The 14,455-nt window shown below is 45.1% G+C and carries 15 protein-coding genes; 1 reads left to right on the plus strand and 14 read right to left on the minus strand.

Translation table 11 applies throughout. The annotated features are described in order from the left end of the window. Nucleotides 1-15 precede the first annotated feature (15 nt). The 14 genes from LEP1GSC058_RS03720 to LEP1GSC058_RS03785 form a co-directional block, all read right to left on the minus strand. Nucleotides 16-273, minus strand: coding sequence for a hypothetical protein (locus LEP1GSC058_RS03720; RefSeq protein WP_016547832.1), 258 nt, complete (start codon nucleotides 271-273; stop codon nucleotides 16-18). Next, complete coding sequence (gene recO / locus LEP1GSC058_RS03725; protein WP_016548266.1) at nucleotides 266-1,039, minus strand: DNA repair protein RecO; 774 nt, start codon at nucleotides 1,037-1,039, stop codon at nucleotides 266-268. The genes LEP1GSC058_RS03720 and recO overlap by 8 nt, the downstream gene beginning before the upstream one ends. Continuing rightward, nucleotides 1,012-1,422, minus strand: a complete 411-nt coding sequence (gene ybeY / locus LEP1GSC058_RS03730; protein ID WP_232224605.1) for an rRNA maturation RNase YbeY — start codon at nucleotides 1,420-1,422, stop codon at nucleotides 1,012-1,014. Before ybeY ends, recO begins: the two co-directional genes overlap by 28 nt. An 83-nt stretch (nucleotides 1,423-1,505) precedes the next feature. Further along, complete coding sequence (locus tag LEP1GSC058_RS03735; RefSeq protein WP_016548227.1) at nucleotides 1,506-3,914, minus strand: HD family phosphohydrolase; 2,409 nt, start codon at nucleotides 3,912-3,914, stop codon at nucleotides 1,506-1,508. Between the two features lie 4 nt (nucleotides 3,915-3,918). Continuing rightward, nucleotides 3,919-4,887, minus strand: a complete 969-nt coding sequence (locus LEP1GSC058_RS03740) for a PhoH family protein (protein WP_039948003.1) — start codon at nucleotides 4,885-4,887, stop codon at nucleotides 3,919-3,921. 5 nt (nucleotides 4,888-4,892) lie between these two features. Then, complete coding sequence (gene aspS, locus LEP1GSC058_RS03745; protein ID WP_039948004.1) at nucleotides 4,893-6,698, minus strand: aspartate--tRNA ligase; 1,806 nt, start codon at nucleotides 6,696-6,698, stop codon at nucleotides 4,893-4,895. Nucleotides 6,699-6,773: 75 nt separating this feature from the next. Beyond that, the gene (dnaB, locus tag LEP1GSC058_RS03750) at nucleotides 6,774-8,096 is read right to left on the minus strand and encodes a replicative DNA helicase (protein WP_016547998.1); all 1,323 of its coding nucleotides are present in this window, start codon (nucleotides 8,094-8,096) and stop codon (nucleotides 6,774-6,776) included. Between the two features lie 10 nt (nucleotides 8,097-8,106). Beyond that, a complete protein-coding gene (gene rplI, locus LEP1GSC058_RS03755) occupies nucleotides 8,107-8,571 on the minus strand; it encodes a 50S ribosomal protein L9 (RefSeq protein ID WP_016547800.1) in 465 nt (154 codons plus the stop codon). 11 nt (nucleotides 8,572-8,582) lie between these two features. Beyond that, entirely contained in the window at nucleotides 8,583-8,903 is a 321-nt protein-coding gene (gene rpsR / locus LEP1GSC058_RS03760) for a 30S ribosomal protein S18 (RefSeq protein WP_016547884.1), read from the minus strand. Between the two features lie 15 nt (nucleotides 8,904-8,918). Further along, nucleotides 8,919-9,359 carry a single-stranded DNA-binding protein gene (locus tag LEP1GSC058_RS03765; protein WP_039947949.1) on the minus strand — a complete coding sequence of 147 codons (441 nt, stop codon included), beginning with the start codon at nucleotides 9,357-9,359 and terminating at the stop codon, nucleotides 8,919-8,921. Next, nucleotides 9,352-9,627 (minus strand): 30S ribosomal protein S6, encoded by a 276-nt coding sequence (gene rpsF / locus LEP1GSC058_RS03770; RefSeq protein ID WP_016548145.1) that lies wholly within the window; start codon nucleotides 9,625-9,627, stop codon nucleotides 9,352-9,354. Before rpsF ends, LEP1GSC058_RS03765 begins: the two co-directional genes overlap by 8 nt. A 160-nt stretch (nucleotides 9,628-9,787) precedes the next feature. Next, nucleotides 9,788-11,065, minus strand: a complete 1,278-nt coding sequence (locus tag LEP1GSC058_RS03775) for a CapA family protein (protein WP_016547852.1) — start codon at nucleotides 11,063-11,065, stop codon at nucleotides 9,788-9,790. A 91-nt stretch (nucleotides 11,066-11,156) separates the two neighbouring features. After that, complete coding sequence (locus LEP1GSC058_RS03780; protein WP_016548297.1) at nucleotides 11,157-12,086, minus strand: NAD-dependent epimerase/dehydratase family protein; 930 nt, start codon at nucleotides 12,084-12,086, stop codon at nucleotides 11,157-11,159. A gap of 9 nt (nucleotides 12,087-12,095) precedes the next feature. Continuing rightward, nucleotides 12,096-13,505 carry an SLC13 family permease gene (locus LEP1GSC058_RS03785; RefSeq protein ID WP_016547977.1) on the minus strand — a complete coding sequence of 470 codons (1,410 nt, stop codon included), beginning with the start codon at nucleotides 13,503-13,505 and terminating at the stop codon, nucleotides 12,096-12,098. A 175-nt stretch (nucleotides 13,506-13,680) separates the two neighbouring features. On the opposite strand from LEP1GSC058_RS03785, the gene LEP1GSC058_RS03790 reads away from it, so the two are divergent. Continuing rightward, on the plus strand, nucleotides 13,681-14,451 hold the full coding sequence (locus LEP1GSC058_RS03790) for a glycosyltransferase family 2 protein (RefSeq protein WP_016547777.1): 771 nt from the start codon (nucleotides 13,681-13,683) through the stop codon (nucleotides 14,449-14,451). Nucleotides 14,452-14,455: the final 4 nt, after the last annotated feature.

A 14,455-nucleotide genomic window follows, 5' to 3' on the forward strand; every position in this document is an offset into this window, starting at 1 on the left:
ACGGTTTTTGTTTTCCTATTTTTTGGAAGAGGCCCGATCCCAATCAGGGAACAAACGCTTGGACGAAATGATTTCCCAACTTTTATCCAGGGACTTTAATACCACATTCTTTTCCCTAAGGATACATTCAAGATTTACGCAGGTTCTCCCTTCTTCCCGAAGGCCCGGTTTTGGAATGGGATCTTTTTTACCCCACCGAATATCAAGAAGGATAAGAAATAGCAGACCTATAGTATAAATGAGAACGAAACAAGTTTTAAAGACTTTATCCAAGAGCTTCTCCCAGGGATTCGTAAAGCATCGCCTCAGATTTTAATCTTCGGCCAAGCAGAGGTTTGAGCGCCCGGTTACTCAACCTATCCGCTTCCTTGAGGAGTTCAAGGGAAATCTTTTCTTCCTTTAAATCCTTGTACCGGCTACGAAGACAATCGTATATCAATCGGACCAAACCGATCCGATCGGGATGGGGAGTACGACAATCTCCGCAAATGACGTCAAAATGTTCGTCCTCCAAACTGCAGGAGCTCATTTCTCCCAATTCCTTCCCGCAGACCGAACAGGAAATTTCCTTGGAGAGAAATCCCGCAACGTAGAGTAGCTTGAACTTAAAGAAAGGCAAAAAAATCGGACGATAGCCTCCTTCGTCCAGTTCCTTTAACGCGGCATATAGTAATTTGTATTCTTGGGGATGTACGCCGCCTTCCGTTAAAAATGACGACACTAACTCGACTAAGTAAGATACCAAGACCGTTCCCGCGTAGCCTTTCTTTGCATTGTCGAATCGTTCTATAAGACCGATTTCTTTTACATTGTAAGTATCCCGCCCCTGGGTCATATAATAATCCAAAGCGGTTAAGGAACCCGGCTCTACGGCGGCGATAGGACGCGATTTACTCTTTTTTATCCCTTTAACTCGAAAACTTGAAACCTCGCCTTCCTCCGGTAGAAGTCGGAGAAAAGCGTCCCCTTCCGGAAGAATGCGACTTTCCATCACGATTCCCTTAGCCTTTCTTAGGGCTCCAGAATGAGATCCAGACATAGGTCCTCCTTTCGCTTCATCAACTCCTCGTCTTTAGGCCCGCGCTCATGATCATATCCGATCAGATGGAGAAAGCCGTGCACGAGTAAGCGAAAGAATTCGTCCTCTTCGGTATGTCCGATTTCCTTTGCCTGGGTTTTGCAAGTTTCCCAGGAAATTACTATCTCGCCCAGACTCAAAATCGGTCCGAAGATACGTTTGCTTTTATTCGGAGGCAATACCCAAGGTTCTTTATCAAAACTTAATGGAAAAGATAATACGTCCGTCGATTTATCTTTATTTCGACGGATTCGGTTGATCTCCCGAATCGCTTCATCATCGACGAGAAGAATGGAAAGGGAGCATTCCGTTTTGGGAAACGAAAATTCTAAAAGTTTATTTATTCTAGGTAGGAGTTCGTTGCTCGACAGCCATGAAGGAAGTTGGCTCTCAGGAATGTCCGAGGAAAAATCAATCAAACCTAGACCTAAGAAGCCTTTCTCCCGGACTTAAGGAGAACATTCTTATTTTTCTCTTCCAAAGCCTTCGTTTCTTCCGGCTTAGGATATTTTGGCCGAGAATGTAAGCTCGAAAGAAGTACCTCCTTAAACGAGGATTTTACGACTTCTAAATCTCCCAAAGTCAAACCGCATTCGTCCAATTGATTCTCGGCCAGCTTACTATTTACGATTTTTGTAATAAGGTTTTCCAACGCTTCCGGAGTGACTTCCTCCAAGGATCTACTCGCCGCTTCCAGGCTATCCGCAATCATAACGATTGCCGTTTCCTTCCGCTGAGGTTTGGGACCCGGGTATTGAAAATCTTCCTTTCTCAGTTTCTTTCTTTGGGAGGGAGAAAGTTCAGATAACGCTTTGTGATAAAAGAACGCCATCGTGGATGTGCCATGGTGCTCCGGAATGAAATCTATTACTTCGCGAGGTAACCTGGCCTTCTTAGCCATTTCGATTCCGTCCAGGACATGGTCGATTACGATCTTCGCGGCCAATGCCGGGTTGTTCTTATCGATATTTTCTTTCTTAGGAATTAAATGCTGATTCTCGACGAAAAACCCTGCATTCGGAATCTTTCCGATATCATGGAAATAGACTCCGACGCGTGTCAAAAGCCAATCCAACTCTAGATTCTGAGCCGCTCTTTCGGACATAGCCGCCACTAAAAACGTATGGGTATAGGTTGAAGGAGCTTTCGTCAAAAGGTTTTGCAATAACGGATGCCCAGTATCGGCCAATTCCATTAACTTAAAACGGGTCGGTATATTGAATACGTATTCGTAAATCGGCAATAATAATTGGGTCAAAGTGGAACAAACGAATCCGTTTACAAGACAAAGTAGATACAATTTGAATATATTAGATTCCCATAAATCTCTTAAATACGAACCGGAAGGAACCGCGACCCAGTAATTTCTAGAATCAAAGAGATATCCGGAGGATGAGATCAACATTTGAACCAAAGCCATATAAAATCCGGCCTTGATAAAATCGATTCGCTTGCGCATTTTCCGGCCGTACGTGGCCGCCACGACCGTCATTACGAACGCCAAAATAAAGGAGGTCGGATTGTATCTGGAGGCGGCAAAAACGAAAAAAGCCAGAAAGAACCCGATTGCAATCGACAATTGCTCGTCGTAAACCATCGATAAAATCAGACATACCATTCCCGTAGGAACGACTAGAGCGAAATAGAAAGCCGAATCGTAACTATTCTCGAAATTATAGAAGGCTTTCGACGCCAGGTAAGCCCAAAGCACAAGCGCCCAAATCAAAGTAAAAACGATCACGTTACTCGAAACGTCGTTTAACCGTTTAGGATTATATTTCTTCAGGAAAGCATAGACGATGATTACGAAAATAGATTGAATCAATAAGATTGAAAGTATAGACGCTATATTGGCGCGAGTCGCATATTTATTAACGATTAATAATTTTTGATAAATATCGGGAGTAATGATCTCTCCCGCGCGAACGATGATCTCACCGGCATTGATCCGACTGTTGACCGGCTCGACCCTATCCATCGCAAACTTCTTTTGGGCGGCAGTTTCTTGAGAGTTATACGTACAGGCAGGATTAGAATAAATGTACGTAAGGGAAAGTCTTTGGATTATCCCCAAAAGCGAAGGATCTATGGTTTGAAGTTTTTCGGAAGCGATCCTATTTAAGGCGGTGATTGTGGCATCATCCCGATATAAAAGTGTCCTATGAACGACTTGGCTTCCTTCCAACGAAGACACTTGTTCTTTATTGCTGCCGGCGCCGGCATTCCGAACCCGTGCTTCTACCGTCCGTATGGATTGGTAATCGGGAGGCGAATCTCTCAAAACGCAAAAATTGGAGAAAACGAGATTGCTGTATTGAAGCACCATATCTCGAACTCGAGCCTTACTAGGAGCCTTCAGTAGAGTTTCCAATTCTTCCTTGGATCTATTTTTCCAGCGGGGAACTACGTTCAAGAGTTCTTGTGCGCCCTTTCCCTCGACACTCGGACGAAGATTTCGATAGTTTTCCATATCCTCTTGGATCGCAGGTCGAATCGTTTCCGTGAGAACCGTATAATCTCTGTCGAAAAAATTCGGAGCGGATTGGAATGCCTTCAGTTTCTTAGCTTTAGTCTTCTCATCATCCTCGTAAACGATGTCTTTGGTGGAAACGATCTTATCTAAAGCGGTCTTTCCTTCCGAATAAGGACCGTCCTGGGATAGATCGATTTTGTCCTGACCGAAAAAAGGAATCGCTAACATCCAAGTTACGACGAGCAAAGTGATTACAGTGAGCGTAACCTGAAATTTTCTTACGAAAGAAATCGGGCGCACCTTGGTCAAGGTATCCGTGATCCAAGCCATTCCGTTTTCTAAGTAAGAAGTTAAGGAAAACATTTCTTTATAACTCTTCGAATTTCCTTACTATGGTTTCCACCAAAGGATGTCTGGTAATATCTTCCTTTCCAAAAAATATCTGACCAATACTTTCCGTACTTCTAAATAAATTTACGACCTTATCGAAACCGGAACGTCCGTGCTCCAAATCGATCTGGGTGACATCGCCGGATATGCACATACGAGAGTTTCTGCCTAAACGAGTCATAATCATTTTTAGTTGGGACAAAGTGCAGTTCTGAGCCTCGTCCAAAATGATGAAACTTTTAGACAATGTTCGCCCTCGCATAAAGGCGACGGGGGCGATTTCTATTTTTGTTAACGCGATATATTCCTGGGTCTTTTCGAAACCGATGCATTCGTTCAACGCATCATAGACGGGTCGTAAATAAGGATCCACTTTTTGATTTAAATCGCCGGGAAGAAAACCGAGGTTTTCTCCCGCCTCTACGGCCGGGCGTGTAAGGACAATTTTATCGACCATTCCATTCTGTAAGAACCTGCAGGCCATCGCGACGGATAGGAACGTTTTTCCGGTTCCGGCAGGACCTATCCCGAACGTAATCAGATTATTTAAGAAAGATTGAATATACTTATCTTGGTTTTTGGTTCTAGGATAGAGATGCTTGCCCCGATACGTGGTAAGAATCTTTTCGGAAGGTTTAAAAGGTTCGTCCTCGCCTTTCCGTTCTTCTTTTTTCTTTTCTTTCGTGACCTGCTTTAAAAGGTAGGCAAAATCGAAAGAGTCGGTAAATTCCCTGTCCGGACGATCTCGGTAATTCGTTTCAAGAAGACGAAAAAAATCCAACGCGAAATCGACCTTGGGAGAACCGCCTTCCAGTTGAAAACCGTTCCCTCTCGGGATCAAATCGACCTCTAATTGCTTTTCCAGAATCTTCACACCGCTATCGTTAATCCCGCAGATCTTACGATAGAGATCCTGGCTCTCGAAAATAAATTGTTCTTTCCTGATGGGGTTTATACCTTTACTAATCTTAACTTCAGTTCTTGCAGTTGCTTTTCCTCTACTTCGGAAGGACATTCGCTCATCAAACAAACGCCTTTCTGAGTTTTTGGAAATGCGATCACATCTCGAATCGATTTTCCACCGGTCATTAGCATTAGAATCCTATCGATCCCGAACGCAATTCCACCGTGGGGAGGAGCTCCGTATTCCAAAGCATCAAGAAGGAATCCGAACTTTTCTTTTGCCTCTTCGGGACCGATTCCTAAGACGGAAAAGACCTTATTTTGGATTTCTTGAGAATGAATCCGGATTGATCCGCCTCCGATTTCAACTCCGTTTAAAACGAGATCATATGCTTTTGCGAGAGAGTTACCCGCATCCTTTTGAAGAGCCTCTTCGGAAGAAAAAATTTCCAAGCTTTCGTCCCCCGGAGAAGTAAACGGATGATGAAGTGAATCCCAACGCTTCGCATCCTTATTCCATTCAAACATAGGAAAATCCACAATCCAGGAAATATGAAAGCTTCCTTCTTTCGGTTTGTCAAATCTTTCCGATAACTTTAGACGCAATGCGCCTAGAGAATGGTTTACGATTCCCGCTTCGTCCGCTCCGAAGAAAACCATATCGCCTTCTTTCGAACCGACGGCTTTCGCAATTGCGTCCAAGCTTTCCTTGGAAAAACGTTTTGTGATCGTTGACTCGAGCCCGTCAGCGCCGTGCTTCATATAAGCAAGGCCCTTGGCTTTGTAATCTCGGTTCAACCATGCGGTTAGATCTTCGATCTCTTTCCGAGAAATGACCGACCCACCCGGAACGCAAATCGCTTTTACAACGCCGCCATTATTGACCGCTCCGGAAAAAACCTGGAAATCGCTATCTTTCACGAATTCGGATACGTTTACGAGTTTCATTCCAAAACGCAAATCCGGCTTATCCGAGCCGTATTCTTCCATTGCCTGTCTGTAAGGCATACGAGAAAAAGGGCCCTTGAACGAGACGCCGAATACTTCCTGAAAAACTTTCGAAAATAAGCCTTCTATTTCCGCCAGGATTTCCTCTTGGGAAACAAACGCAAATTCCATATCCAACTGCGTAAATTCGGGTTGTCTATCCGCCCGCAGGTCCTCGTCTCGGAAGCATTTTACGATCTGAAAATATCTTTCGACTCCTCCGACCATTAGAATTTGCTTAAATATCTGAGGCGACTGAGGAAGAGCGTAAAATGAATTCGGATTCAACCTGGATGGAACTAAAAAGTCGCGGGCCCCTTCCGGAGTCGACTTATTCAAAATCGGAGTCTCTATTTCCAAGAACCTTCTGGAATTCAAATAACTACGGATGGCGAAGATGAATTCATGTCGCTTAATGATACGATTTTTTAATTCGTCCCGGCGAAAATCCAGGTAGCGATATTTAAGCCTATGTTCTTCGGATATTTCCTCGAATTCGTCCAAAGAAAAGGGAGGCGTTTTTGCCGAATTTAAGATCTGCAATTTATCGACTACGAGTTCGACCGTTCCCGTTTGCATCTTCGGATTGATGCTTTCAGGATCTCTCTTACGCAGGATTCCTTGGACGGCGATCACGTATTCGGAACGAATTTTTTCGGCAAGGTGGAAGTCCTCGCCTAAAATCTCTTTTCGGAGAACGACTTGCAATATACCGGTACGATCTCTCAAATCCACGAAAATGACTCCGCCTTGATCGCGGAAGCGAAAGGCCCAGCCGAACAGTCCGATCGTCTTTCCTTCTTGTGCTTGAGTAGTTTCTCCCGCCCAGGATCTGTTCTTGTAATTATTTAGAATCCAATCTTCCAAAAAAATTCCATTCCTTTTATGAGTGTCTATGATTTCTACGGTACTTTCCTGCATTCTTACGATCTGCTAAGCGAATTAGATGTTATCAAATCTGGAAAGTTCGGGTCGGAAGGCAAGTGGAAAAGAGCCGGTAGGTCCCGAACGGTTCTTGGCGACGATAATTTCGGCGGTTCCGGGTTTAACACTATCGTCCTGCTCGCCGTCCTTTCCAGTTCCGCGATAGATAAACGTTACGATATCCGCGTCCTGTTCGATGGCTCCGGACTCCCGAAGGTCGGCTAATTGAGGCCGCTGATCTTTGGACCGTTGTTCGATAGAGCGGTTCATCTGAGACAAAGCCACGACCGGACATCTTGCTTCCTTGGCGATCTGCTTCAAGGTACGGGAAATGGAAGCCACTTCTTGTTGCCTTCCGCCGTCTCTACTTTTAGGATCACTCATCAACTGAAGATAATCAACGATGATTAATCCCAACGTCTCGTTAGTCAGAAGCTTACGAATCCTTCCTTTAAAATCGTCCACAGTCAAGGCACCCGAGTCGTCTATGTAGATGGGAGCCGAGGTAACTTTAATAATCGCATCCAGAAGCTTGGGTGCGTCGGACTTTGTCACTTCCGAACGTTTTAGTTTGTTCGATTCGACTTGCGCGTGAGCGCAAACCAATTTTAGTAGGAGCTCCATCCTACTCATCTCCAAGGAAAAAATAACGACCGGCTTATTATGCATCAAAGCCACATTCGAAGCGATATTCATCGCGAGCGTCGTTTTTCCGTTTCCGGGACGAGCCGCTAAAACCATCAGCTCGTATTCCTTCAAACCGGAAGTCATTTCGTCGAATTGAGTAAAGTTCGTTCGAAGGCCTTTGATTTGGCCCCGACTCTGCATGATATCTTTTATATATTCGGATAATGCGGCTTTGTCCTGAGAAACCGGTAAAAGACCCTTTACGTCGGTTGCCCTGGAAACTTCGGTTAAGCTTCTCTCGATTTGGTTAAAGACGGACTCGTTCTCGCCGGGCTCTTTTTGAACTAATTCGAGAGCGCTATGTAAAAGCTTAGCGTACGTTCTGCGTTCGGAGAGTCGCTTAATCCTCTCGGCATAATAACCTAACGGATGGGAAACGACCGTATCTCGATAAAGTGAATAGATATAATCGTATTCTTTTTCGGGATCTTTAAGGAGTGAATTTTCTTTTAAGAAGTTTAGAACGGAAACGGGATCGATTGCGGTTCGCTTATCGACCAGATCTAGGATCGCCTTATAAACCCGTCTATGAGTGTCATGGTAAAAGTCTTCAGCCTGAAGCGGAATATCTACCAAGTTCTCCGCTCCCTTTAAGAGCAAGAAACCCAAGAAAGACTTCTCGGATTCAAGTTCGAAAAGGGAGTCGGCTTGCATCTGGCTTAAATCAGCCTTCGGCTACGGCTTCTTCCTCTTTCTTCACGTTAACGGTGATTGTAGGGAGGATACCTTCCGCTAAGCGGACTTTCAATTTGTAGGAACCCAAATTACGAATCGGCTCCGGAAATTCGATCTTACGCTTATCCACTTCATAACCGTCTTTCTTCAAAAGAAGAGCGACATCTGCAGCGGTCACGGCGCCGAATAATTTATCTCCACCACCGGTTTTAACGATGATTTCGAATTCCTTTCCGTTTAAGCCGGAGGAAACCGATTCCATCGTTTTTTTGCGTTTCTCTTTTTTAAGATCCGCTAATTTCTTTTGATGGATTGCCATCTTGGTTTTGCCTTCGTCGGCACGAACCGCTAGGCGTTGCGGAAAAAGGTAATTACGAGCGAATCCGTCCGCAACTTCCTTGATATCCCCGGCGTCGCCGAGATTTGACACGTCTTTCTGTAAAACAACTCTCATTCGTGCTCTCCTCAGTTCACCTTAAAGGGAAGAAGACCGATACTGCGCGCCTTGCGAATCTCGCGGGCAAGAATTCTCTGGTACTTGGCGGAAGTACCGGTGATTCTGCGAGGAATGATCTTACCGCGGTTGGTGATAAATCTTTCCAAAAGCTCGATGTTCTTATAGTTGATCTGCTTAGCAAGTTCGGGATCCGCAGTGAAGCGGCAAACTTTCTTCTTATATTTATTCTGTTTTTTTGGAGGACGGCCACCTTCGTGTTCCCCGGCGGGGATGCCGTCCATGGAAGCTTCTGCTCTTCCAACTTCTTCTTGTACTTCGTTTTCTGCCATTGTTTCGTGTCCTCGTTAAAAGGGTATGTCGTCGTCGGTTCCGGAGCTTCCGAACTCTTCGTGCGAAGTAGTTGCATAAGAAGATCCTCCGGTAGTAGCGGATGAACCGTAGTCTCCGCCGCCACTTTCCTTTGCTCCGATCATCTGGAAGTTCTCCACGACGATTCGGATCCGGGAGGCTTTTTTGCCTTCCATGGTTTCCCAGGTATCCTGCTTAAGCCGTCCTTCGACGACGAGCTGCTTGCCCTTCTTGCAGTATTGCTGGATGATATCTGCTCCCTTGCCCCAAGCTTCACAGTCGAAGAAATGAGTTTCCTCTTTCTTCTCACCGTTGGAGAAGTAGGTGCGGCCGTTGGCCAGGGAGAAATTCACCAGGGAAGTCCCGTTCACCGTTTTAAATTCCGGATCTCGGGTTAGGCGCCCAACCAGGGTCACCCGATTGATATCGTTAGCCATTGAGCCGGACGATCATAGAACGGAGAAGGTTCTGGTTTAGTTTGAAGTCCCGTTCTACCTTTTCGATAGCTGCTTGTTCGGCGTTGACCTTGAAATGGGTGTAAGTCCCATAGTCCTGGTGTTTAATGGGATGCCAAAGTTTCTTTTGGCCCCAATCTTCTTCAGCGGTCACGTCGACGGAATGCTTTTTGAAGATGTCAACAACTTCAGTCTTAGCGGCTTCCTTCGCGGTGGAACGCGTAATTGTGGTTATCTCGTAGTTTCTCAAAAGTTTCTCCTATGGAAAAAGCCCGTCTGCGATTCGCGGCGAGCAGAAGAATCGGATTTTCCCCTATGTTTGTGCAGTGGGTCGAGGGGTCAAGCTTGATTTGTCATCAAAAGCCTAAATCGAACGTTCCAGATCATTCCGTTTTTCAAAATCGACCCCTTTATTTCGGATCCTCTAAATCGATCCAGCCCCGATCACCATCGATTCGAATCTTAGTTCCTAAATCCTCCGAAAGGACGGCGATTTCTTTTAAAAACGCTTTAGCATCGTCTCCTTCCAAAGGGCGCACTTGATGAATTTCCGTTTGGAATTTTCCGAAGATCGGCACCAGTTCGGCTCGAAGTAATTTTCCTTTTTTTATATGAAGTATTGCGATCAGGTTATGGTTTAGATACGTATTACGGCTTCCGAAAATAAGATTTCCCAGCGAGTAGAATACGATCCCTCCACCGATCCGCTCGATACCCTGCGGAATATGCGGGTGGTGACCAACGATCACTTGCACTCCGTTACCAAGTAAAAGTCTTGCCTGATCCCTCTGCTCTTTAGTCGGAAGCGGGGAATACTCCACCCCCCAATGAAGAGATACGATTCTAAAACCTTTTTCTAGAATCGCAGACGCCCTACGTAATTGCGGAACCGGTCTGACTTTCTTAAACTTTCGACCCTTCCTTCCTAATTTCACGGGCAAAATCGGCGTGTCCTTTTTCAAATTCGGCAAGATAACCGAGGGCTCGAAATATAAAACCCCAGGTTTATCACTCGCATAATTCTCGCGAGTTTCGGCTACATTCGTAGCGGAATAAACCAGAAGCTTAGTCCCCTTCTTTTCGAGAGACCATGGGCCTAAGGCCTCATCCAAATTTTTGCCGGCGCCGATAAAAGAAATCCCTCTCGCTTTTAGGAATTTTCTAGTTTCTGCGATTCCCTCGAGACCGTGATCCATCGCATGATTGTTTCCTAGAAAAACAAGATCAACTCCTAGATAAGAAAAGGAATCCAGATCCTTGTCCTTCGCCTGGAATACGTAGGACTTACCCATATCCCAGGATTTTTCGGATACGACCGGAGTTTCCAAATTCAACATTCGTAAATCAACTTCTTCGAATATACTTTTCAACCCTTGAACGGGCGCTAATTCTCCCTTAGCTCGAATTGTATCACGAATTCCCCAATTGAACATGACGTCTCCACCGATGAGAACTTTTAAGACCTCCGGATCATCCTCGTGTCCGATCAGCTTTTCAAATCCGCTACGAATTTGGTCGGCAAATCCGGATGTTTCGGTTGGTGAAGCTGCCGGCGAAGTCGAGGCGGTAATTTTGGAAGAACTGGTGCATCCAGACATGAATGCGCAGATGATAGGAACCGACGAAAGAAAGAGTAAACGCGATCGTGCTAGGGAAAAGTCTTTGCTGATTTTGAAAAGTAATCCCATCGCCCGACCATCATGGAAGATGAACGGAATTTGGAAATAAGTTTTGAAGGAGGGAAAACTGAGATTCAACGGAAATGAAAATATGAAACATTCAATTCGAAGGACCGGCTGTCGAATTAGAACAAAGGGCTCGTATTTCCTCTTGAATCGGGACTTTAGGACTCCAACCGAGTTCAAACAACGGAGACGAATCGATCTCTAAGGACCCGAGCAAACGGTCGATTATTCCCCCGAATCCGGGTAATAGTTTCAAAAGGCGGAGAATCGTCGGGGGGAAATAGAAGAGCGAATCGCGCACTCCGAGGGCCTGGGAAAAAAAACGAAAGAGTTCCGGTGTGGAAAGTGTGGAATCGCCGACTAGAAAAACCTTATTGTCCGTGCTTGCGTGAGTAAGACTAAACAATATAGCATCGCAAAAATTTCGAACACCCACTAAGCTTCTTCTATTTTTGATCCCGGCGAAAGGTAGCGGGATTCCTTTTCTTATGAGTGAAGTTAGACGATCGAGATTTCCTTTTGCTCCGGCTCCTACGATCAAGGGAGGTCGTAGGATGGTAAACTGCAGGGAACCATTGGAACAAATAAAGCGTAAGGTTTCTTCCGCTTCGAGCTTAGTCCTGCCATAATCATCTTCCGGTTTCGGCTTATCTTCGACAGTCAGCGGTCTATCGACGGCCGGAGACCGTTCTCCCAGAGCCTTCACAGAACTAACATAAATAAATTTCCGAATCTTATATCGAATCGCAGCTTCCGCTAAAAGTCTCGTAGACTCGACATTCGCTTTAAAGAAAGCAAGCCTCGGATCTTGCTCGCTATCATGTACGACATGAGCACGCCCTCCTAAATGTAAGATGGCATCGATATTTCCCGACTCATTAGACAATAACCCATCCAATTCCGACGTATCCCCGGTCGCTAAGCGATTCGAGGATGCAACGACTATTTGAATACCCTGGGATTTTAAAAGCGGTACAAGACGACTTCCCACAAATCCGTTCGATCCGGTAAGCAAAACTTTCATTCTTATTCGTTAACCGAAGACAAAAAATCCTAAGAGAACCAAAGCCAATCCTAATAATCCGATTCTTATTCCGATTTTCGCCATGTCCTTTATCTCAAATCCTCCTACCGCGTACGCGACGGCATTCGGAGGAGTAGAAACAGGTAAGGACATCGCGAGAGAAGCTCCTAATGCGGTGCCCAACACTAATTGAATCACGTAGGCTTCGTCACCCGGAAGAAGTAGAGCTGCGACAGGTAAGGCTAAGGGAACGAGCAAATTCGCGGTCGCCGTATTGGATAAGAACGTTGAAAGAAACAATCCGACGGAAAAGAAGAGCGCGAGAACCCAAAGACTTTCTCCAGGGCCTGCCTTCGAGCCGATCAACGAGCCGAACCATTCTCCCGCTCCACTCTTTTCGATCCCCGTACCTAGCGCTATGCCTCCCGCTACGAGAATCAGTACATCCCACTCTAGAGAACGAATATCGCTCGAATCTAAAATTCCGAACGAAGTAAATAGGATCAAAGGAAGCATCGCCACCACTCCGGCAGGAATTCCATGAAACGATTCGGACAACCAAAGGCAAACGGTACAAAGGAAACTAGCTAGCACAAAATGCAATTTTCGTTTTGATGCCTTATCGCTTTCTTCGACGAATCGCAATGAAAGCTTCAAATCAACGCTGGGAGGAAACGCTTTTAAAATCCAAATCCATGCAAAAAATAAAAGTATCAAGAGTAAGGGAATCGCGACCAGCATCCAGGATCCGAAAGAAATGGAATCACCAAAACCGTGATTTTTTAAATTAGCAAAAGCTATTATATTAGGAGGAGATCCGATAGGCGTACCGATTCCACCTAAATTTGCGGCGAAAGGAATTCCTATTAAAATTCCTTTCCGAAACTTTTCATCCGTCGGCAGAATCTGCAGCAAAGGAAACACTAACGCGATCATTAACGAAGCGGTTGCCGTGTTACTCATCCACAGAGAGATACCCGCAGTAACAAGCATTAAACCCATTAAAACGAAACGGGGAGAATCACCGAAAGCGGGAAGAATTCGATTCGCTAGCCATCGATCGACTCCGACTTTTACGCATCCTTTAGCCAAAGCGAAACTCCCCAGGAAGAGAATCACTGCAGAGTCGGCAATTGCGGCAAGGAATACGTTTGGTGCGGGATTTTTTCCGCCAATCGGGCGAATTAAATTCAAAAATTCCCATTTTCCCGGATTAGAGAAGAGCAAAATTTCTAAAAAAATGACAAGCAAGGAAGTCGCATGCCCGGGAATCACTTCAAAAATCCAAAAACACGCAGCGAGTAGTAGTATAGAAAACATCGCTCCGACGGAATACGGAAGCAAGCCGAAATGAGAACATAGAGGAGGAAGGAAGGAAAGAAGGACTGAAATAAGGAGCTTTATGAACGTATTGGTCATGTTATTTTAATCGAGATAATAGAGTAGAACGTTCGGGAATTCCAACAACAAGTTCATATTCTGTCAATCTTTAGTGCGCGCTATGTCTTAATCTTTCTTTGAATTCTTCGGCATAAAAAATTGTAGTCCGACGAACTCTCCGTAAAAAAATGACTTCAATTCAGAAGCTATCCTAATGACACAACTCGTATCCATCATCATGCCGGTTTATAACGCCGAGAAGTTTATTGCAGCCAGTATAGAGAGCGTCTTAAATCAGAAATACACTTCTTGGGAATTGTTGATGGTCGACGATCAGTCCAAAGATTCCAGTCGAGAGATTATGCAGGCCTATTCGAAGCGGGATTCCAGAATCAAATCCATTTTCAAAGAAAGGAATTCAGGTTCGGCGGATAGTCGTAATCAGGGAATTCTTGTGGCTAAAGGTCGTTACATCGCCTTCTTGGATTCGGATGATCTTTGGGACTCCGAGTTTCTAAGCGAACAGATCAAATTAATGCAGGATGAGAATGTGGCGTTTTCATTTTCTTCCTACAGAATTGTAGACGAAACGAATCGGGAAATTTTGAAACCGTATATGGCCGCCGGCGGCCCGATCACCTATTGGCAAAATCTGTTATACAATCGCGTAGGTCTCTTAACGGCGATTTACGACGCCGAAACTCTCGGAAAAATGTATTTCGACGTAAGCTTAAAAAGCCTTAGGGACGATTACGCACTTTGGCTGGACATTCTCAAAAAGATTCCATACAGCGTCGGAAATCCTAAAATACTCGCGAGCTACCGCGTACGAAAGGGAGCCCTAACATCCAATAAGAAAAACGTAATTCTCCCACATTTCCGAATGTTGAAAAACCGAGAACGATTGGGCTGGTTAGCCGCGGCGTTTTATACCGGCGTATGGGGCTTAGTGGCCTTGAAGAAATATTACTTTAATCGAATATAATTCC

Origin of the sequence: Leptospira fainei serovar Hurstbridge str. BUT 6, assembly GCF_000306235.2 — a bacterium.
Classification (GTDB): domain Bacteria; phylum Spirochaetota; class Leptospiria; order Leptospirales; family Leptospiraceae; genus Leptospira_B; species Leptospira_B fainei.